General features: G+C 66.3%; 18 protein-coding genes. 2 read left to right on the forward strand and 16 right to left on the reverse strand.

Features of this window, described 5'->3' with window-relative positions; translation table 11 throughout:
* Window positions 1-26 precede the first annotated feature (26 nt).
* The 8 genes from ugpC to G3545_RS21580 all read right to left on the reverse strand — a co-directional run bounded on the left by ugpC (window position 27) and on the right by G3545_RS21580 (window position 9,180).
* Window positions 27-1,115 (reverse strand): sn-glycerol-3-phosphate ABC transporter ATP-binding protein UgpC, encoded by a 1,089-nt coding sequence (gene ugpC / locus G3545_RS21545; RefSeq protein ID WP_170015521.1) that lies wholly within the window; start codon window positions 1,113-1,115, stop codon window positions 27-29.
* Between the two features lie 43 nt (window positions 1,116-1,158).
* Window positions 1,159-1,980, reverse strand: a complete 822-nt coding sequence (locus G3545_RS21550) for a carbohydrate ABC transporter permease (protein ID WP_170015523.1) — start codon at window positions 1,978-1,980, stop codon at window positions 1,159-1,161.
* Window positions 1,977-2,882, reverse strand: coding sequence for a sugar ABC transporter permease (locus G3545_RS21555; RefSeq protein WP_170015525.1), 906 nt, complete (start codon window positions 2,880-2,882; stop codon window positions 1,977-1,979). The genes G3545_RS21550 and G3545_RS21555 overlap by 4 nt, the downstream gene beginning before the upstream one ends.
* Before the next feature lie 220 nt (window positions 2,883-3,102).
* Entirely contained in the window at window positions 3,103-4,458 is a 1,356-nt protein-coding gene (locus G3545_RS21560) for a sugar ABC transporter substrate-binding protein (protein ID WP_170015527.1), read from the reverse strand.
* Between the two features lie 228 nt (window positions 4,459-4,686).
* Window positions 4,687-5,652: an AraC family transcriptional regulator gene (locus G3545_RS21565; protein ID WP_170015529.1), complete on the reverse strand. Its 966-nt coding sequence runs from the start codon at window positions 5,650-5,652 to the stop codon at window positions 4,687-4,689.
* A gap of 61 nt (window positions 5,653-5,713) precedes the next feature.
* Window positions 5,714-6,214: a hypothetical protein gene (locus G3545_RS21570; protein ID WP_170015531.1), complete on the reverse strand. Its 501-nt coding sequence runs from the start codon at window positions 6,212-6,214 to the stop codon at window positions 5,714-5,716.
* Window positions 6,215-6,227: 13 nt separating this feature from the next.
* Window positions 6,228-6,758 carry a permease gene (locus G3545_RS21575; RefSeq protein WP_246702519.1) on the reverse strand — a complete coding sequence of 177 codons (531 nt, stop codon included), beginning with the start codon at window positions 6,756-6,758 and terminating at the stop codon, window positions 6,228-6,230.
* Between the two features lie 58 nt (window positions 6,759-6,816).
* The gene (locus G3545_RS21580) at window positions 6,817-9,180 is read right to left on the reverse strand and encodes a xanthine dehydrogenase family protein molybdopterin-binding subunit (protein ID WP_170015533.1); all 2,364 of its coding nucleotides are present in this window, start codon (window positions 9,178-9,180) and stop codon (window positions 6,817-6,819) included.
* Window positions 9,181-9,621: 441 nt separating this feature from the next.
* On the opposite strand from G3545_RS21580, the gene G3545_RS21585 reads away from it, so the two are divergent.
* Window positions 9,622-10,647, forward strand: coding sequence for a tripartite tricarboxylate transporter substrate-binding protein (locus G3545_RS21585; RefSeq protein WP_170015535.1), 1,026 nt, complete (start codon window positions 9,622-9,624; stop codon window positions 10,645-10,647).
* Window positions 10,648-10,753: 106 nt separating this feature from the next.
* Here the strand turns inward: G3545_RS21585 and G3545_RS21590 are convergent, their stop codons facing one another.
* Window positions 10,754-11,767 (reverse strand): tripartite tricarboxylate transporter substrate-binding protein, encoded by a 1,014-nt coding sequence (locus tag G3545_RS21590; protein ID WP_170015537.1) that lies wholly within the window; start codon window positions 11,765-11,767, stop codon window positions 10,754-10,756.
* Window positions 11,768-12,233: 466 nt separating this feature from the next.
* On the opposite strand from G3545_RS21590, the gene G3545_RS21595 reads away from it, so the two are divergent.
* Window positions 12,234-13,694 carry a UbiD family decarboxylase gene (locus G3545_RS21595; protein WP_170015539.1) on the forward strand — a complete coding sequence of 487 codons (1,461 nt, stop codon included), beginning with the start codon at window positions 12,234-12,236 and terminating at the stop codon, window positions 13,692-13,694.
* Window positions 13,695-13,968: 274 nt separating this feature from the next.
* Here the strand turns inward: G3545_RS21595 and G3545_RS21600 are convergent, their stop codons facing one another.
* The 7 genes from G3545_RS21600 to G3545_RS21630 all read right to left on the reverse strand — a co-directional run bounded on the left by G3545_RS21600 (window position 13,969) and on the right by G3545_RS21630 (window position 20,575).
* Entirely contained in the window at window positions 13,969-14,448 is a 480-nt protein-coding gene (locus G3545_RS21600) for a (2Fe-2S)-binding protein (RefSeq protein WP_170015541.1), read from the reverse strand.
* A complete protein-coding gene (locus G3545_RS21605; protein WP_170015543.1) occupies window positions 14,445-15,320 on the reverse strand; it encodes an FAD binding domain-containing protein in 876 nt (291 codons plus the stop codon). Before G3545_RS21605 ends, G3545_RS21600 begins: the two co-directional genes overlap by 4 nt.
* A gap of 153 nt (window positions 15,321-15,473) precedes the next feature.
* Entirely contained in the window at window positions 15,474-16,175 is a 702-nt protein-coding gene (locus G3545_RS21610; protein ID WP_170015545.1) for a class II aldolase/adducin family protein, read from the reverse strand.
* Window positions 16,172-18,523 (reverse strand): xanthine dehydrogenase family protein molybdopterin-binding subunit, encoded by a 2,352-nt coding sequence (locus tag G3545_RS21615; protein WP_170015547.1) that lies wholly within the window; start codon window positions 18,521-18,523, stop codon window positions 16,172-16,174. The genes G3545_RS21610 and G3545_RS21615 overlap by 4 nt, the downstream gene beginning before the upstream one ends.
* A gap of 2 nt (window positions 18,524-18,525) precedes the next feature.
* Window positions 18,526-19,017 (reverse strand): (2Fe-2S)-binding protein, encoded by a 492-nt coding sequence (locus G3545_RS21620; protein WP_170015549.1) that lies wholly within the window; start codon window positions 19,015-19,017, stop codon window positions 18,526-18,528.
* A gap of 14 nt (window positions 19,018-19,031) precedes the next feature.
* Window positions 19,032-19,910, reverse strand: coding sequence for a xanthine dehydrogenase family protein subunit M (locus G3545_RS21625; protein WP_170015551.1), 879 nt, complete (start codon window positions 19,908-19,910; stop codon window positions 19,032-19,034).
* 5 nt (window positions 19,911-19,915) lie between these two features.
* Window positions 19,916-20,575 carry an SRPBCC family protein gene (locus tag G3545_RS21630; RefSeq protein WP_170015553.1) on the reverse strand — a complete coding sequence of 220 codons (660 nt, stop codon included), beginning with the start codon at window positions 20,573-20,575 and terminating at the stop codon, window positions 19,916-19,918.
* Window positions 20,576-20,591: the final 16 nt, after the last annotated feature.

Here is a 20,591-nt window from a genome sequence, read left to right on the forward strand (position 1 = left end):
CGATCACCTCTTGCGGCAAGGCGCACTCAGAGCGCCCGGCCGTCCTTGTCGAACAGATAGGCCTGCGCTGCGTCGAAGCCGGCGGTGAAGCGCTCTCCCTTGTCCAGTGAGCGCCAGCCCGCGGTCTGCAGCGTCACGGTTTCGCCGGCAGCAGCCTGCCCATAGACCAGCGTGCTGCCGCCTAGGCTCTCGGACAGGTCGGCGGTGAGCGCGATGCGGTTGTCGCCGGCATCGAGCGTGATGTGCTCAGGGCGAATGCCCAGCGTCACCGTCTCGCCGACCGGCGGGATGGCGCCGTTCCCGGCGCGGGGAGCGATGCGCAGCGGTGCGGTCAGCGAGGGATGGGCGATCTCAATGGCGTTGCCGTCGCTGCCGGCGATGGTCGCCGCGAGGAAGTTCATCTTCGGCGAACCGATGAAGCCGGCGACGAAGATATTAGCCGGCTTCTCGTAAAGATCTTTCGGCGAACCGATCTGCTCCACCTGGCCGGCGCGCAGCACCACGATGCGGTCCGCCAGCGTCATCGCCTCGACCTGGTCGTGGGTCACGTAGATCATGGTGACGCCGAGGTTGCGGTGCAGCTTGGCGATCTCGACCCGCATCTGGGTGCGCAGTTCGGCGTCGAGGTTCGACAACGGCTCGTCGAACAGGAACAGCTTGGGGTGCCGCACGATGGCGCGGCCGATGGCGACGCGCTGGCGCTGCCCGCCGGAGAGCTGGCGCGGCTTGCGGTCGAGCAGGTTCTCCATGCGCAATATGCGCGCGGCCTCCGCCACCTGGCGGTCGATCTCGGCCTTCGGCACCTTCGACATCTTCAGGCCGAAGCCGATATTGTCGCGCACGCTCATATGCGGGAACAGCGCATAGGACTGGAACACCATCGACACCTGCCGATGCGCCGGCTCGGTGTCGGTCACCCGCACGCCGTCGATATAGATCTCGCCGCCGGAGACCTCCTCGAGGCCGGCGACCATGCGCAGCAAGGTGGACTTGCCGCAGCCGGACGGGCCGACAAAGACCACGAACTCGCCCTTCTCGGCGACGATGTCGACGCCGCGAATGACCTGGACGTTGCCGTAGCTCTTCTCAACGGCTTCGAGTTTCAGATAGCTCATCGGTCCTCGACCTCCGCGCCGGACCGTCTTGTCACAGCAATGTTCATTTGGTGGCTCCCATGGTCAGGCCGCGCACCATGTGGCGCGACACCAGGAGCGCGAAGATGGTGACCGGCAGCACGATGACGGTGCCGGTCGCCATGATCTTTCCCCATGGCAGTTCGTAGCCGGACATGAAGCTGGTCGCGACGACCGGCGCGGTCTGCACCGAGCGGCGCGTCAGCACGAGGGCGTAGAGCAGCTCGTTCCAGGAGAAGATGAAGCCGAATATGGCGGACACCGCGATGCCGGGCAGGCCGAGCGGCAGATAGATGCGGCGGAAGATGTCGAACTGGCTGGCGCCCTCCAGCCGCGCCGCCTCTTCCAGTTCCTTCGGAATGGAGCGGAACTGGTCGGTGGAGATCCAGATCACGATCGGCAGGATGAAGGTGATGTAGACGAGGATCAGCACGAGGTGGGTATCGAGCAGCCCCGCGCTCTGCGCCAGCAGATAGATCGGCAGCGCCAGCACGATCGGGCTGATGAATCGGTTGGAGATGAACCAGAACCAGAGGTCCGCCTTGCCGCGGAATTCGTAGCGGGCGAGGGCGAACGCGGCGGGCGTGCCAAGCAGCACAGCGAGGCCGGTGCTGCCGATGGCGACGATCAGCGAATTGATCACCGCGTCGACCACCTTCTGGTCGGCAAACACGTCGGCATAATTGGCGAGCGTCGGCCGGAACAGCCAGACCGGCGGCGAGGCCAGCAGGTCGGTCTGCGTCTTGAAGGACGAGGACACCATCCAGAAGAACGGGAAGATGGTGAAGACCAGCATCGCAATGAGGCCGAGCGCGTGCAGGAGGCGGCCGCGGAAGCGTCCACTCATGGCTCGATCTCCTTGTAGAAGAAGCGGATATAGATGCGCGCCAGCAGGATGGTGAGCACCAGCAGCAACAGCGCCTGCGCCGAGGCGAGGCCCATGTCGAACACGCGGAAGCCGACGCGCTGGATATAGATCGAGATCAGCTCGGTCGCCGCGCCCGGGCCGCCGCGGGTCATGGTGAAGACGGCGTCGAACAGCTTCAGCACGTCGGCCGAGCGCAGGATCAGCATGGCGGTGAAGCCGGGCAGCAGATACGGCAGTTGCACCTGCCGCAGCAGCGCCCATTTGCTGGTGGTCTCCAGTCGCGCTGCCTCCTCGATCTCCACCGGCACCATGGACAGGCCGGACAGGAAGATCAGCGCGCAGAACGGCGTCCACTGCCAGATATCCATGGCGCAGATGGCGATGAAGGCGCCGGTGGGATCGCCCAGCCAGTCGATCGGCTCGAGGCCGAACAGGCCGATAAAGGCGTTGGCGACGCCGAAGTCGCGGTTGAAGATCAGCCGCCCCAGCAGGCCGACCACGGCATAGGTGGTGGCGAGCGGCACCACCAGCGACACCCGGGCGACACTGCGCAGCAGGCCGAGCCCCGGGCGATGCAGCATCAGCGCGATGACGAGGCCGAGCCCGATCTGCACCGGCATCACCGAGAGAAAGAAGGCGCCGGTGCGCCCCAGCGTCTCCCAGAAGGTCGGATCGGTGAGCACCTGCACGTAGTTGTCGAGGCCGACGAACGGAAAGCCGTCACGCGAGCGCGTGAGATTGTAGCGCCGGAGCGAAGTGACCAGCGCGAACAGCGTCGGATAGATGCCGATCAGGAACAGCGCAATGACCGCCGGCGCCAGGAACCAGAACGGCGTCCAGCGGCCATATGCAAGTCGTGCGCGGCGGGTGGGAGCGGTCATCTGTTCGTTCAACGTCCTTGGGGCAGACACGTTCTGAGACCTCGGAACGTCATCCTGAGGTGCCGCGAAGCGGCCTCAAGGATGCCCGCCCCCGATGAACGCCTCCTGCTTCAACATCCTTCGAGGCTCGCTACGCTCGCACCTCAGGATGACGTGGCCGGAAGTAGGGCTGGCCCGACCCTTAGGGAGGCGGAGGGCCGGGCCGCGGCAAGGCAAGCGCCTACTGCAGCAGCTTCTTCTTGCCGTCGTAATAGCCTTCCTTCTTCAGCACCGACTCCATGCGGGTGCCGATCTCCTTGGCGCCGCCTTCGACGGTCACTTCGCCGAGCATCATCTTGGAGCCGAACTCGGCGACGATCTCGGAGATGGCCGGCCACGCCGGGAAGCGCGGGCGATACTCCGGCACGCCCTTCTGCCAGGAGGCGACCATCGGCTCGACGAACTTGTAGGTCGCCTTCACCTGCGGATCCTCATAGACCGCCATGCGGCCGGAGACGCCGCCGGCATCGACATAGGCGCGGGCGATGGCCTCGGACGTCGCCCACTGGATGAAGATCCAGGCGGCCTTCTGCTCCTTCTCGGGAGCCTGCGCCGAGACGGCGAGCGAGAAGCCGCCGAGCGCCGGCAGGCGGCCGGCCTTGCCCGCGGGCTCCGGCGCGACGGCAAGGCAGTCGCCGAGCTTGGAGGTCTTGGGGTCGGTCAGCGTGGGATAGAAGGCCGACCACTCGGTGATCATCGCCACCTGGCCCTGCGCCAGCGCATTGACTGCCTCGGCATGATCCCAGCTGACGATACCGGGCGGCATGTAGGCCATCAGCTTCTGGCGGAAATTGAGCCCGTCCTGGCTGTCCTTGCTGAGGAGGTTGGACTTGAAGTCCTTGTCGAGCAGCGAGCCGCCATGCGGCCACAGGCTGCGCATGAAGCTGTCCGCCGACTGCGTCTCGCCGCGCAGCGACTGCAGCGCGAAGGCATATTGCTTCTTGTCCTTGTTGGTCAGCTTCGGCGCATAGACGGTGAGGAGTTCGTCCCAGGTCGCCGGTGGCTTGTCGAAGCCGGCATCCTTCAGCATGCACTGATTGTAGAACAGCAGGCCGGAATAATTGTCGAAGGGCAGGCCATAGACCGTGCCGCCCCAGCTGCCGAAGGCGTCGAGCAGCAGCGGGAAGAAGCTCTTGAGGTTCAGGTTCGGGTCGGTGATCGCGGCGTCGCCGGAGAATTTGCTGATCGGCAGGATCCAGCCATTCTCGGCGAACTCGCCGATCCAGACGAGATCGACCAGCGCGATCGACAGGTCGCCCTGGCCGTTGAAGTTCAGGACTTCCTTCTCGCGGGTGTTCTCATAAGGCACGATCTCGTAATTGACCTTGATGCCGGTGGCCTTCTCGAACTCCGGCAGCAGCTTGATGATGGCGCGATAGCCCGGCCGATCGAGGAAGATGACGTTGAGTTGCGTCCCCTTATAGGGCGCCGCCGCCTTGGCGATGTCCCACGTCTCGGCCCGTGCCTCGGGCAATATGGCGATGGACGCCGCGACCATCATCGCGGCAGCACTGACGGCTCGCAGAAAACTACGCATGTCTTTCCTCCCAATGCCGATCTAAGTGCCGGCTTGCTTGCTTTGATGTGGGCCGCGAGAGCGCGGCGAACCGGAAACGCACCGCGATTCCGGAGGTTTTTGACTGTGGTGGCGCGATCCGGAAGATCGGCTGACCGCGTCAGAATCTCTTGCGCGGCGGCACCTGTCTAGCCGTCGTGACGCGATCAATCTGTACTTTCATGCAGTGTGCACTGCAGCAGAGGCGCTCTAGGCGGTATCAAGCTGCACGACAGTATCGGTCAGCACCGCTGTCGCTTTACTGCGGGTCAACCGCTGCTTCGACATGCGCCGATAGGCGGAGGGCGTGGAGCCACGCTGGCTGAGGAAGTTGCGGTTGAAGTTCGACACGTTGGCATAGCCGATCTCGAAACAGATATCGGTGATCGGCATTGCCGTGTCGGCGAGCAGCTTGCAGGCATAGGCGATGCGCAGCGTCCTGAGATAATCGGTGAAGCTGCTGCCGCTGTTCTTCTTGAAGAAGCGCGAGAACGCCCATTCGCTCATGCCGAGCAGATCGGAAAGGTCGGTCAGGCACACGTCCCGCGTGAAGTTCTCGCGAATATAGGTGAGCGCGACATTGATCGAACTCTGCGAGGCATCGTCGGTGTCGGGCATGAAATTGGTCGACGACAGCACCTTGTATTCGCCGCGTGCCGCCATCATCCCCAGCAGGCGAAAGAACAGCGCAAGGCGTTCCAGGCCGGTGACGTCGCGCATCGCCTCAAGCTGCTCGGCGCCGAGCCGGCAGGTCTCGCCGTGAAAGGCGAGCCCACGCAGCGCGAGGTCGAGGAACGGCTCTAGCCTGGCGACTTCCGGGAACAGACCCCCCGCTCCGCGCAGGCGGTCGCGATCGAATTGCAGGACGATATCGCGGCCGCGAATGATCTCGCCCGGCGCTGTCGCAGTCACCCAATCATGCGGCAGCCCGCTGCCGACGATGGCGAGATAACCCGGCTCGAACGGCTCGATATGGTCGCCGACCAGCGCGATGCCGGAGGCGTTCCGGATGAGATGGATCTCGTACTCCGGATGGATGTTCCAGACATTGCGCTCCCACGGATAATCGTCGCAGCGCCACAGGAAGCTCTCGTCCGCATCGGTGACGATCTGCTCCAGCACCGGGCGCCGCGATGCGGTGCTGCCATGCCTGCGAACGGCGTCTTCCGCGTCCATGCCTGTCCTCGCGGTTGCCACCCCGCCGGACTTGCCGTGGGGCGGGCGGAGAACGGCGAGCCTAAGCCGGCATCAGCTCGATCAGCAACCTTGCCAGCGCGCCGGCGAGCGGGGGCAGGTACCAGGAGGCGGCGAGCCGGATCATGACGAAGCGCGAGCCCATCATCGGCAGCTCGTAGGAGAGCACCCGATGCACCGCGAAGATCGACCAGGAGGCGAGGAAGGCGACGATCTGCGGGCGGCCGGCGCCCATCTGCCAGACCGTGAGCGCCAGCGGGAAGGTCACGGTCGGCCCGCCCGGCACGAAGGCGCCGAACACGGTCGCCAGCAGTATGCCGCGCCAGCCGCTATCCTCGCCGATCGCCGGGCCGATGGCGTGGGTCGGCACCAGCCGGCCGATAACCGCAGCGACGAACAGCGCCAGCGGGATGCGCAGTACCATGTTGCCGCCCTGCGCGAGGGTCTGGGAGAAGGCAGGCTTCAGTCGCTCGGGCGTGCGCAGCAGCACCGCCACGCCCATGCCGGCGGCGATCAGCGCCATCGCGATCATCCCGTAATTCATGTGCCCGCCTCCGTCAGCCGTCGTCGCGCGGCATGCGGAAGAAGGCATGGCGGCGGGCCAGAAACTGCGCCGCAAGTCCGGCGAGCAAGGGCAGCGGCAGGCTGCTGAAGAAGCGCAGCATGCCGAACTCCACGCCCATGAACGGGATTTCCCAGACGAACAGCCGGTTGACGCCGACCGTAGCCCAGGCGACCAGGAACGCGGTGACCGCGCCGATATCCGCGCCCGCCTTGTAGAGCGCGAACACCAGCGGAAATGAGCCGAACGGCCCGCCGGGCATCAGCGCGCCGATGGCGCTGGCGAGCGCGATGCCGCGGAAGCCGGTCTCGGCGCCGAGCCAGCGGGCGATGCGCTCGCGCGAGATCAGCGCGCTGCTGAACGCCGCGATGAGCAGACCCAGCACCAGTTCCGGCGCCACCTGGAGCGTGCTGTCGAACGCTTCGCCGGCAGCACCGATCACTGTCCCCGTACCGCCGAACATCCAGCCAAGGGCGACGGCGGCCGCCGCCAGTCCCATGAACAGCAGCGAAGAGCGGTTGATCAATGTGAGGTTCCTCTCGCGCCGCCCCCGGCGCGGGTCCAGGTGGGCTGTGCAAGGCGGATCATTCGGCCGCGAGCGGCGCCTTCTCCCGCGCTGCGCGCAGCAGTGCGTGCAGGCGTTGCGGCGTGACCGGAAGCTGCGTCACTGCGCCCGGCAGGCCGATGGCGTCGTCGATGGCGCCGGCGATCACCGCACCTACCGCATTGATGCCGCCTTCGCCGGCGCCCTTGATGCCCAGCGGGTTGCGCGGGCTCGGCGCGTCCTCGGTGATCAGGCAATCGATCGGCGGCGTCTCGTGCACGGTGGGCATCAGATAGTCGGCGAAGGTGAGCGCCAGCGGGTCGCCATTGTCGCTATAGGTGAACTCCTCGAACAGCGCGCCGCCGAGCCCCTGCACGCAGGCGCCGACCAGCTGGCCGCGCACGGTAAGCGGGTTGATCGCGCGCCCGACGTCATAGGCGATCAGGAAGCGCTCCACCGTCGCCTGGCCGGTCTCGCGATCGACGCGGACCTGCGCGAAATGCGCGCCATAGGGGAAGACGGTGTGATCGGTGTTGAACCAGCCCTCCGCCGTCAGATGCGGCTCGCGATCGCCGAGCAATTCGGAGCCCGGTATCAGCTTGCGGGCGATCTCGGCGAGCGTGATGGCGGGGCTGTCCGGCGCATCGCGGCGCACCACCGCGCCGTCCACCAGATCAAGTTCCTCGGCCGGCACCTGCAGCAATTCGGAGGCGACCGAGAGCGCCTTCCTGCGCAAATTCATCGAAGCGACGTGCACGGCATTGCCGGTGAGCACCGAAGCGCGGGCGGCGTGGGCACCGATGCCGTGGGCTATGCGATCGGTGTGGCCGTGGATGACGCGGATGCGGCTGTAATCCACGCCGATCGCCTCGGCGCAGATCTGCGCCATGATGGTCTCGAAACCCTGTCCCACCGAGGCGCCGCCGGTCAGTACCTCGACGCTGCCGGCGACGTCGACGGTGATGCGGGCGCCGTCGGAAGGCCCGCGCCCGCTTTCCTCGACGAACACGCCGACGCCGAGACCGACGCACTCACCCGCCGCGCGCCGGCGCTCGATCTCCAGCTTGCGCCCTTCCCAATCGAAGGCGGCGAGCCCTTGCTCGAACAGGCGGGGATAGTCGCCGGAATCGAGCGCGAGTTCCTCGACGCCCGGCTGGTCGAACGTCACCGTGAACGGCATGAGCTCCGACGGGATGAGGTTCTTGCGGCGCAGTTCCACCCGGTCGATGCCGAGCCGCTCGGCGATGGCGTCCATCAGCCGCTCGCGCACGAAGGTGCCCTCATAGCGGCCGGGCGCGCGGTAGGTCGCCGCCGGCGTCTTGTTGGTCAGGCGGAAATGCCCGACGGAGCGATAGGCCGGCACTAGATAGGCGCCGGTCAGCATGCTCATGGTGCGCCCGACCACGCGGGCGCCGTGGGTGCGCACATAGGCGCCCTGGTCGTGGAAGAACTCGTTGTCGATGCCGAGCAGCTTTCCGTCCGCGCTGACCGCCGCCCGCACCAGATGGCGCTGGTTGCGCGAATGGTTGGCCGCCATCAAATGCTCGCGACGATCCTCGATCCACTTCACCGGGCGGCCGAGCCGCTGCGCGGCGACCAGCACCAGCACGTCCTCCGGATAAAGCTCGCCACGAATGCCGAAGCCGCCGCCGACATGGGCCTCGTGCACATGGATGGAATCCGGCGGGCGGCCGAGCATGCGCACCAGCGTGTCGCGGTTGCGGTGCGGCACCTTGGCGGCGCCGTGCAACTCCATGATGTCGCGGGCGAAGTCATAGCGTCCTATGGCGCCGCGGGTCTCCATCGGCACGCCGGAGTGGCGGCCGATGGTGAGGTCGAGCTCGACAATGTGGTCGGCGGCGGCGAACGCGGCGTCGATGTCGCCGAAGCTGTGCCGGATCACGGTCGGCTCGGTGTCCTGGCCCGGCGAGAACTCGCTCGGCGGCGCGCTCGGGTCCATCACCACCGGCAGCGGCTCGATGTCGGCGAACACGCTCTCTGCGGCGTCTTCGGCGAGATAGGGATCGGTGGCGAATACCGCGGCGATGGGATCGCCGACATAGCGCACCTTCTCGCGCGCCAGCACATATTGGCGGTAGGGCTTCAATACGGTGGCGGAGGGGTCGCGGAAGTCGATCGGCGGCAGGTCGGCGATGTCCTCCTGGGTCCAGATCGCGACGACGCCCGGCATGGCGCGGGCTGCAGTGGTGTCGATCGAACGGATCAGGCCGTGGGCGTGCGAGGAGCGCACCATGCGCATGTGCAGCTGATGCGGGAAGGAGATGTCGCCGGCATAGGCGCCGCGCCCGGTGACGAGCGGCCGGTCCTCGATCCGCGGCACCGGATGACCCAGAACGCGCCGGTCGCTGGCAGGCGGCGGCGAGGGATAGTCATTGTGGCTCATGTCGGTCCTGCGCATTCGGTGCGGGCTGCGGGCGATCGGCGGGCGGAGCACGCCCACCCGCGTCATCGAGACGATCAAAGACCGCGGCTGTACAAAAATCAACACAATTCCCGTTTTCGGGAAGAAGTTTGATCCGGCGTATCGGTACCCGCGGGCGGAAACCGACATCCAGGCGTTCAGAATGCAAGGCGGGGACGGGATCGCGCTGAAAGCACGATCAATCCAACCTTGGCGGTGCCATTTTCAGACAATCGCCTTTCAAAGGTGCCGTTTCGGGGACGTTTGCCCAGATAATGTTCAATTTTCACATTTGTACGTTTTTTGGTTGACTTGGCGGGAGCCGTGCGGTCGGATTGCCGCAGCAAGGCTCGCCCCCCGATGGGTGGCCCTTCGTCACGAGCAACAGGAAGTTGCCGGCTCAATCCAGCAAGGGGACATGTCATGCGCAGTTGGTTAACCGGCACGTTGGGGATGCTTGCTCTGCTCCCGATCGCCGCAAGCAGCGTGAAGGCCGATCCGGTCGAGGACTTCTACAAGGGCAAGACCGTCCGCGCGATCATCGGCTACAGCGTCGGCGGCGGCTACGACACCTATACCCGCGTGCTCGCCGCGCACATGGGCAAGCACATTCCCGGCAATCCCACGGTGGTGCCGGAGAACATGCCCGGCGCCGGCAGCCTGAAGGCCGCCAACTACATCTACAATGTCGCGCCGAAGGACGGCACGGTGATCGGCACCTTCGCCCGCGGCCTGCCGATGGAACCGCTGATCGGCAACAGCAGCACCCAGTTCGACGCTTCCACCTTCTCCTGGCTCGGCAGCATCTCGGACGAGGCCAGCGTCTGCGTCACTGGCGCCGATTCGAAGGTGAAGACCTGGGACCACGCCAAGAACATCAACTTCACCGTAGCCGGCGAAGGCTCGGGCTCGGATCCGGACATCTTCGCGGTGATGCTGAAGAACCTGTTCGACCTGAAGATGCGTCTCGTCACCGGCTATCCCGGCACCAACGAGATGACGATGGCGATCGAGCGTGGCGAGGTCGACGGGCGCTGCGGCTGGTCGTGGAACGTACTGAAGCAGACCAAGGGCCAGGAGCTCAAGGACGGCAAGATCAACGTCATCCTGCAGCTCTCGCTGCTTCAGATCGAGAGACCTGCCGAACGTGCGAACGTGATGGGGGTGACCACCACCGAGGAGCAGCGTGAAATCCTGAAGCTGGTGCTCGCCCGCCAGGTGATCGGCCGGCCCTACGCCGCCCCGCCCGGCATTCCGGCCGACCGTCTCGCGGCGCTGCGCAAGGCGTTCGACGAGACGATGAAGGATCCGGCCTTCCTCGCCGATGCCAAGGTGGCCGGCATCGAGATCGATCCGGTCAGCGGCGTCGAGGTCGAGAAGCTGATCAAGGACATCTATGCGACGCCGAAGGAAGACATCGCCCAGGCGCGCAAGGTGATTGCCGAATAAGGCTGCCCGAACAAAGCGAATGCAAAAAATCGGGGGGCGAGGCCATATGACCTCGCCCCCCGATTTTCTTTTGGTCCGTCAACGACCAGCCGACTACTTGTCTGCGTTACTTGTCCGCGCCGGAAATCTCCGCGACCTTCTGCACCAGCGGCTTCGGCGTCGCATAAAGCTGGTCGATGGTCGCCTCGATCTGCTGGCCGGTGATCGGCGTGACTTCGAGCTTCAGCCGGGCGGCCTCTTCCCTGAAGGTGGGGTCGGCGACGGTGGCGTCGAATGCCTTGCGCAGCAGGGCCAGGCGATCGGCCGGGGTGCCGGGAGGCGCCGCGAAGGGACGGCCCATCACGTTCGGCGCGATGATGAAGCCCATGAGCTGCTTCTGCTCCTCGGTCTTGGCGAGGGAGAGCAGGTTCGGCACATCGAGATCGGGCGCGCTGGCGACGCCGGCCTGCAGGACGATGCGCACCTTCTTGTCGTCGAGCAGCGACCGGAAGCGGCTCTTCAGCGACGAATAGGACATGCCGCAGACGCCATCGATCTCGCCGCGCTCGACCGCGAGCATCAGTTCGCTGGTGCCGGGATAACCGGTGACGATCTTGGTCTTGGTGCCGAATACGGTCTGTATGGCGATGGTCAAAGTGTCGAGATCCGAGCCCCGGCCTTCGCCGCCGAAGACGTGCGGCTTGGTCAGCATGTCGTCCCACGACTTGATCTCGGACTTGGCCGAGGTGACGCAGATGCTGACTTCGCTGGCGATGCTGCCGATCCAGCTGAACTTGCGTGAATCGAACTGGGCGTCGCCGAGCAGCGGCGCCACCGCGATCTGCTGGGCGAAGGTGGCGATGGTCGTGCCGTCCTTCGGTGCGACGTTGTAGAGATAGTTCGCGGCTTTCAGGCTGCCGGCGCCCGGCATGTTCTGCGGCGGCAAGGTGGGGTTGCCGGGCAGATACTTGCCCATGTGGCCGGCCAGCAGGCGGGCATAGGCATCATAGCCGCCGCCGACGCCATAGCCGATGACGACGGCGATCTCCTTGCCGGCAAAAGTCGGTTCCTGCGCAGTAGCAGGTAGGCTCGTCAGGGCGAGCAAGGCGGCAAGCGCCGCGGCCGTGGTGTGTGTCAGCATCGTTCGTTCCCAGTCTGGAGGTTTGGACGCCCGGACTGCCGGACGCCGGCCACGGGAGGCACGCGGCCTGTTCCGGCCTGTTCGCGCCTGCTTTCCCCGACGTCCAGCTTGGTCCCGAGGCTGTTCGTCGTCAATACAATGTACGAAAAATGTTACAAACTGCGCATTCGTGCCTCAATGGGCGGCAAACGCCATCTTTTTGTACGATACAGCCAGCGGGGTGCCGCGAATGATGGCGCCGACGGCCACAAAACCTGGGCGCCGTCGCGTTGACGCAGCGCCGCCGCGGAATGAGACGGACTTTGCGGGAACGGAATACTCCGCGATCGATATTTACTCGTTCATCTCATTTTTGGACATAATTTCAGATTGACGCGCCTTGCCGTTGTGTGTTCCAATTTTAGTACAAACCGTCAGGCGGCCGAGTGATTTCGCGCCCGCCGACGCGCGACGTGGAGGAAGACGAATGCTGCAGGCGAGCACCCCGGAAGCCCGTGACGCCCAGGATGTGCGGTCGTGGATCGAGGCGATGGAGGCCGCCGGCGAATTGCTGCGGGTCAGCGGCGCCGATCGTGAAGAAGAGATCGGCGGCATCGTCGATATCTACCAGCGCAAGATCGGTGGCCCGGCCTTGCTGTTCGACGACGTGCCCGGCTACCAGCCCGGCTTCCGCGTGCTCGCCAACCTCTTCGTCTCGGTCAAGCGCATCGCGCTGACGCTCGGGCTGCCCGAGGACACCACGGAAATCGAACTGGTGCGCTTCTGGCGCGACCGCTTCAAGAACACGCCGCTCATCCCGCCGGTCGAGGTCGAGAGCGGACCGATCCTCGAGAATGTCGCGTTCGGCGATGACATCGACCTGTTGAAGATCCCGACCCCGCGCTGGCACGAGGGCGACGGAGGTTACTACATCGGCACCGGCTGCATGGTGATCATGAAGGATCCCGACAGCGGCTGGATCAATTACGGCGCCTATCGCGGCCAGGTCCACGACAAGGCGCTCGCCACCGTCATGGCCTCCAAGGGCAAGCATGGCGACATCATCATGCGCCGCTACCATGAGCGCGGCGAGCCGTGCCCGATCGCCGTCGTGGTCGGCGTGCATCCCGGCATGTTCTCGGTCGCCGGGCTCGAAATCCCCTATGGCAAGAACGAGTATGACGTCGCCGGCGGCCTGATGGGCCAGCCGATCCGCGTCATTCGCGGCCCCAAGACCGGCCTGCCGATTCCGGCGGAGGCCGAGATCGCCTATGAGGGCTTCATCCATGACGGCGACCGCGTCGACGAGGGTCCGCTCGGCGAATGGACCGGCTACTATGCCGGCGGCATGAAGAAGGAGCCGGCGATCCGCGTCGCCAGCCTGATGCACCGCAACGACCCGATCCTTACCGGCTGCATCCCCGCCGTCCCGCCGAACGACGACACCTTCTATCGCGGCACCTACCGCGCCGGCGCGGTGTGGCACGAGATGGAAGCCGCCGGCGTGCCGGAGGTGAAGGGCGTGTGGTCGCACGAGGCCGGCGGCAGCCGCATGTGGCTCACCGTGTCGATCAAGCAGATGTATGCCGGCCACGCCAAGCAGGCCGGCCTCATCGCCTCGCAGTGCCACGCCGGCGCCTATGCCAACCGCGTGGTCGTGGTGGTCGACGAGGACATCAACCCGGCCGACATGGACCAGGTGGTGTGGGCGATCTGCACGCGCTGCGATCCGCGCGACGATGTCGATATCCTCAAGGGCTGCTGGAGCACGACGCTCGATCCGCGCGCCTATCCGGACGAGACCCGCAACATGAATTCGCGGATGGTCATCGTCGCCTGCAAGCCGTGGAACCGCATCAAGGACTGGCCGCAGGTGGTGCGCTCCAGCCCCGAGCTCGACGAGCGCGTGCGCGCCAAGTTCGCGCAGTATCTGCCGGCCTGGTTCTGAGCGGGGGGCTGCTCCGTCACCCCGAACGGCCGCCAGGCCGTCTCCGGGTGACGTCGTATTGGCGAGAGTCTGACCCGAAGTCCCAATATCGTCCGTCATCCCCGGCTTCGTGCCGGGGATCTCGATTCCGGACAGTGCATCGGAGGCCGAGATGGCCGGGACAAGCCCGGCCATGACGATGGAAATGGCGCTTTCCAGTCAGCGTCTGAGGTGCCAGACCTCGTCTCCGGGCCTTGAAGGACGCTCGCCGCAAACGCGGTGGCCCAAGTGGGCTTCAGGCGGCCTGCATCTCGAGCATCGCGGCGCGCACCGCCTTCACGATGTTCTCGTAACCGGTGCAGCGGCAGAGATTGGACGACAGCACCTCGATCAGTTCGTCGTCGCTCATGTCCGGATTGCGCTCGATGGCGCCGGCGGCGAGCATCAGGAAGCCGGGCGTGCAGAAGCCGCATTGCAGCGCGTGATGCTTGATGAACGAGGCCTGCAGCGGGTGGAGTTTGTCGCTGGTGGCGAGGCCCTCGACGGTGCGGATCTCGCAGCCATCGGCCTGCACCGCGAACATAAGGCAGGATCGCACGGTCTCACCGTCGATGATGACGGTGCAGGCGCCGCACACGCCGTGCTCGCAGCCAATGTGGGTGCCGGTCCGGCCGCAATCGTCGCGGATGGCGTCGACCAGGGTCTTGCGCGGCGCGACACTGATGGCGTGCGGGGCGCCGTTGATGGTCAACGTGATATCGACCTTGTCGCTCATTGCGGCCGCTCCGATTGCGAGATGGCGAGTTCGAGCGCGCGCCGCACCACGGTGCGGACCAGGTCGCGGCGATAGCCGGCATTGGTCGCGGCATCTTCCAGCGGGTCGATGGCGATCGCGGCCGCCTGCGCCGCCCGTTCGAAGGTAGCCATTGTTGCCTGCTGTCCGAGAAGAGCGTGCTCGGCCTCCGGGATGCGCCGCGGATGCGCTTCGGCGCCGCCGACACCGACCAGCGGCGCGGCGATGACGCCGTTCTCGACGCGAAAGGCGGTGAGGCTGGAGGCCAGTGCAAAATCACCGGCGCGGCGGCTGAATTCGTAGAAGCCGAATTTCGCGTCGGACGGCAACATGGGCAGCCGCACCTCGACCAGCATTTCCTCCGGCGCGAGGCCGGTGGTCATGATGCCCTGGAAGAAATCCCGCGGCGCGAGAATGCGGGTGCCGGCCTCGCTCCGTGCCACCAGCTTGGCGCCCAGCGTCGCCGCGACCAGGCACCATTCGGAGGCCGGGTCGGCATTGGCGAGGCTGCCGCAGAAGGTGCCTCGCGAGCGGATCGGGAAATGCGCGATGTTGTGGCAGACCTGAGCCAGCAGTTGGCCGGTCGGGCCGGGCTCGACCGGCTTCTCGAACCGCGCATGGCGCGCCAGCGCACCGATCACCAGTTCACCGTCCTCCACCACGATGCGATCGATGCCGGCGACGCCGTTGATGTCGACGAGGTGGGCAGGGTAGGCGAGGCGCAGCGCCATCATCGGGATGAGGCTCTGGCCACCGGCGAGGATACGTCCATCGAGCGGCGCCACCTCGGCGAGCAGCGCGACCGCGTCCTCCACCGTCTTGGGCCGGTGATAGATGAAAGGAGCTGGCTTCATCGCGATCCTTGCCTTGGTCTGCCCGGGTAGGTGTGTAACAAAATAAGTCGGATTATGGATTTTGTACCGATTTTGGTATTTGGACAATTTCTAGTGAAAAAGTCAAGCCGCAGGCGCGCGTAAATCCTTGCCGGCCTTCAGTTTTCGCAGTCATCACGGCAGCCGCGCCAGCCCATAGGACCAATGCCGCTCGATCGGATCGGGCCGGAGCTGCGAGGCGCGTTCGATCTCGCCGGGGGTGAGCGCATCGACATGGCCGAGCAGCTTGGCCTCCATCTGGAAGCCGGCATTCGCCGCCGAGTGCACGGTGCGGAAGAACAGCTCACGCACGCCACGCGCCACCACGGTGGCGCCGTGCCGGCGCATCAGCACGATCCAGTGCGGGCCGAGCGCGCGGGCGAGCGAAGCGCCTTCCTCTGGCCTGGTCAGCAGGAGGTTGGTATCGCCGAACTCGTCCTGGCTGTCCCAGAACGGCGCCTCGGTGCCGATCACCGCGCCGAGCTGGCTCACTGGCACCAAAGGCTCGCCGGAGATGCAGAACGGCATGATCTTCGGCGCGTGATGATGACAGACCGCCTGCACCTCCGGCCGCGCGCGATAGATCTCGCTATGGATCACGCCCTCGGAATAGAGCCGCCGCTCGGTCGGCTCGACCGGCCTGCCGTCGAGCGTGCATTCGACAATGTCGTCCTCGCTCACCAGGATCGGCGCCAGCGACACCGATATCAGGAAGCGCTCCGGGTTCTCCGGATGCCGCGCGCTGACATGACCGAAGGCGTCGAGCACCCCCTCGTTCGACAGCAGCCGGTTGGCGAGCGCTAGGTCGCGGCGGATGTCGGAAAGGCTTGCGGTCATTGTCCTCGGTCCCTCTGCCGGCCGGCGTCGATCAGCGCCAGCAGGTCCATGGGCGAGACCGGCGCCTGCGCCACCCGCACATCGAACTCCTCCAGCGCGTTCTCGATCGCCGAGATGATCACCGCCGGCGTCGGGATCACCCCGGACTCGCCGACCCCCTTGACGCCGAGCTGGTTCAGCGGCGAGGGCGACTGCCGATGCATGAGCTCGATCGGCGGCATCTCGGTGGCGGTGACGAGCAGATACTCGCCGTAATTATTGGTCAGCGGCTGGGCGTTCTCGTCAAAGCCCATCCATTCGAACAACGCGTTGCTGATGCCGTGGGCGATGCCGCCAATGACCTGGCCGTCGACCAGCATCGGATTGATCATCGTTCCGCAATCGTGGGCCAGCAGGAAGTTCGTGACGTGCACCTGCCCGGTCTCGATGTCGACCTCGACCTCGGCGACCGCGCTGCCGCTGGAGAATGCCATGTCGTGGACGATGACCTGCTCGGTCGCCTCCAGGCCGGGGTCGAGGTCGCCCGGCAATTTGAAGCCGGCAATGCCCTCCAGCGTGCGGGCGACATCGCCGAGGCCGATCTTGCGGTCGGTGCCCTTCACGCGGATTTCGGTGCCGACGATGTCGAGATCGTCCGGCGCGCATTCCAGCAGGTAGCTCGCCGCCTTGATCGCCTTCTCGCGCACCTTCACCGCGGCGGCATGGGCGGAGGAGCCGGCCATCACCGCCTGCCGGCTGTTGAAGCCGCCGAAGCCCAGATTCATCGCCGCGGTGTCGCCGGCCGTGACCTGGACATTGTCCATCGACCCGCCCAGCTGTTCGGCGACGACCTGCGCCAGCATGGTCTTGGTACCCTGTCCCATCGCGGTGGCGCTGGACGCCACAAGGATGCGCCCATTGCCGGCGATGCGCACGCGCACCGGCTCGAACGGGCCGCGCCCGGTACCTTCGACATAATTGGCAAGGCCGATGCCGATGCGCCGGCCGTCGGCGCGGGCTTCGAGCTGGCGTGCGCGGAAGCCTTCCCAGCCGGCGCGCTCCAGCACCATGCGCTGGGCTTCCGGATAATTGCCGCTGTCGAGCACCACGAAGGTGCCGCCGCGCAGTTTCATCGGCTTCTGGCACGGCATCTGGTCGGCGCGCACCAGATTGCGCCGACGGATCTCGGCCCGATCGAGGCCGATCTTGCGCGCCGCGAGGTCGAGCAGGCGCTCCATCACGAAGGTCGCCTGCGGCTGCCCGGCGCCGCGGATCGGCGTCACCGGCACCTTGTTGGTCAGTACCAGCTTGGTGTCGAGCGCATAGGCCGGCACATTGTAGGGCAGCGGCACGGTGATGGCGGAGGCCTGGGCGACGTTCAGGCCGCGCGCGGTGTAGGCGCCGTGGTCGTGCAGCAGGGAACCCCTGATGCCGAGGATGTTGCCCTCGGCATCGAGCGCCATCGCCATGTCCCAATACTGGTCGCGCTCCTGCGTGGTCGAGACGAAGTGTTCCCGGCGGTCCTCGATCCATTTCACCGGACGGCCAAGCCGCAAGGCGGCCGCCGCGACCACGACCTCCTCGGGATAGAACACCAGCTTCGGCCCGAAGCCGCCGCCGACATCCGGCGCCACCACGCGGATGCTGTTGGAATCGCGAGCCAGCAGATCGCACAGCAGGCGCTGCGCCACGTTCGGGGTCTGGGTGGAACTCCAGACCGTGAGGCGATCCTCCAGCGCGTCGTGCCGGGCAACGACACCGCGGCATTCCATGGAATGCGAGCCGCCGCGATGCAGCCAGAACTGCCCATCCACCACATGGGCAGCCTCGGTGAAGGCGCGCTCGGTATCGCCGTAGGAGGTGTCGAACGCCGCGACCAGATTGTGCGGGATCGCGGCGTGGACGCGTGGCGCGTCGGGGTCAAGCGCCTGCCGGCAGTCGGCAATGACGGGGAGGGGGTCATAATCGACCTCGATCAGCGCCAGCGCATCTTCCGCGACATAGCGCGAGGTCGCGATGACCACCGCGATCGGCTCGCCGACATGCACCACCTCGTCGCGCGCCAGCACCGGGCGATGGACGTCGAAGCGGTAGTTCGGGCTCGGCATGGCAACCACCAGCCGATCATGGGTGAGAAGCGGGCGCAGATCGTCCATGGTCAGCACCGCGACGACGCCCGGCAGCGCGGCGGCCGCGCTGGTGTCGATGCCGCCAATGGCGGCGTGGGCATGCGGCGAGCGCAGGAAGGCGGCTTCCAGCATGTCGGCGAAATGCAGGTCGTCGACGAACCGGGCGCGCCCGCGCAGCAGCGCATCGTCCTCGATGCGGGGAACCGGGCGTCCGAAGGTCGGTTGAGGCGCATCCGCCATGGTCAGGCCCCGCGCCGTATCGCGTCGACCGCGCTGCGCACCGCGGCGACGATGCCCTGATAGCCGGTGCAGCGGCAGATGTTGCCGGACAGCGCGACGCGGATCTCGTCCTCGCTCGGATTCTCATTGTCGCCGAGCAGCTCATGAAGCGTGGTCAATATGCCGGGCGTGCAGAAGCCGCATTGCAGGCCGTGATGATCCTTGAACGCCTGCTGCAGCGGGCGCAGCGGTTCGCCCTCAACGCTCAGGCCCTCGATGGTAACGATCGCGCGCGTGTTGGCCTGCACCGCCAGCATCAGGCAGGAACGCGCGGAGCGGCCATCGACCAGCACGGTGCAGGCGCCGCACACGCCGTGCTCGCAGCCAATATGGGTGCCGGTGAGGTGCAGATGATGGCGCAGCAGGTCCGCCAATGTCAGGCGCACATCGGCTTCGACCTGGTGAATGACGCCGTTGACGGTGAGTTCGATGAGGCGGCGTTCGCTGTGGTCCATCGGCTCGTTCCCTTTCACGCCGCGATCGCCGCAGCGCCAGCCCGCGCCGCCGCCTGCATCAGCGCGCGACGCGCCATGACCGGGGCGACCCGCCGGCGATAGGCGCCGGTCACCAGCGCATCGTCCATCGTCTCGACCTCGGCACAGAGCCGGCAGCGTTCGGTGAACAGGCGCTCCGAGGGTATTTCGCCAACGAGGCCCTGCTCGATATCACTCATGCGCGTCGGCGTTGTCGCCACGCCGCCGAGCGTCAGCGCGGCATGGGTGATACGGCCGCCCGCATCGAGATGCAGGATCGCGGCCGCGGAGGCGATGGCGAAGTCGCCGTGGCGGCGGGCCAGCTCGGCAAAGCCGTAGCCATGCCCGGCCGGCTGAGTGGGGAAGTCGATGCCCACCAGTATCTCGTCGAGCTCGATGGCGGGCGTCATGAAACCGAGCGGGAACTCGGTGATGGCAAGCCGCCGCTCGCCCTGCGGGCCACGCACCGTCAGTTCGGCGTCGAGCGTCATGGCCACGGTAACGAGTTCCGCCGCTGGGTCGAGATGGCAGAGCGAGCCGCCAATGGTGCCGCGATTGCGGGTCTGGCGGTGCCCGACATGCTCCAGCCCGGCCTGGATCAACGGCACCTCGGCCGTGATGAGCGGGGAGAATTCAAGATCGCGCTGGCGCGTCATGGCGCCGACCCGCACCCGGCCGGCCTCCTTGCTTATATGGCTCAATGCGGCGATGCCGTTCAGGTCGATCAGATGATCCGGCAGCACGAAGCGCATATTGAGCATCGGCATGAGCGACTGGCCGCCCGCCAGCAGCTTGGCGTTCTCCAGCGTGCCGAGCAGGCCGACGGCCTCATCCAGCGTCGCGGGATCGTAATAGCGGAAAGGCGGCGGCTTCATCGTCGCTAGCGTGGATCATGCGAGGATGACGGCTTGCCACCGAACAGGCTGCGCAGCGAGGCCCAGAGCGCGCCGAACACCAGCGCGAAGCCGGAGATCGGCTTCGCCGGCGCGGCGACAGGGCGCGGTGCGGCAGTCGCCGCCGCTATGGAGGCAACGGCGGGAGCGTGGGCATTGCTCGTCGTCGCCGCCGGGGCCGGCGTGTTCGCCAGTTCGGCTTCGAGGTCCGCTTCGAGGTTCTTGGCGAACTGGCCGATGAGTTGGCCCGCCACGCTCTGGATCATGCCGGCGCCGCGTCCATATTGCGCCACCGAGCCGGAGAGATTGAGCTGGGTATCGACCGTGACCCTGGTGCCCGATCCGGCGGGTTCGAGGCGGAACGTGACCTGTGCATTGGCGCCGCCGCGACCCTTGGCGTCGGTGCCCTGTGCTTCGACCCGGGCGCGATGCTCGGCCTCGACGACCTCGACGAATTTGGCAATGCCGTTGAAGGACAGCGCCACCGGGCCGAGCCGTACCGAGACCTTGCCCTTATAGGTCTGCGGATCGACCACCTCGACCAGCTCGGCGCCGGGCATGCAGGGCGCGATGCGCTCGATATCGAGCAGGACCTTCCATGTGCGGTCCGGCGGCAGGGGTATGTCGAACGAATTCTTCAGGTCCATAACCGCTCCTCAGTGC

Source organism: Starkeya sp. ORNL1, assembly GCF_012971745.1.
Taxonomy (GTDB): Bacteria; Pseudomonadota; Alphaproteobacteria; order Rhizobiales; family Xanthobacteraceae; genus Ancylobacter.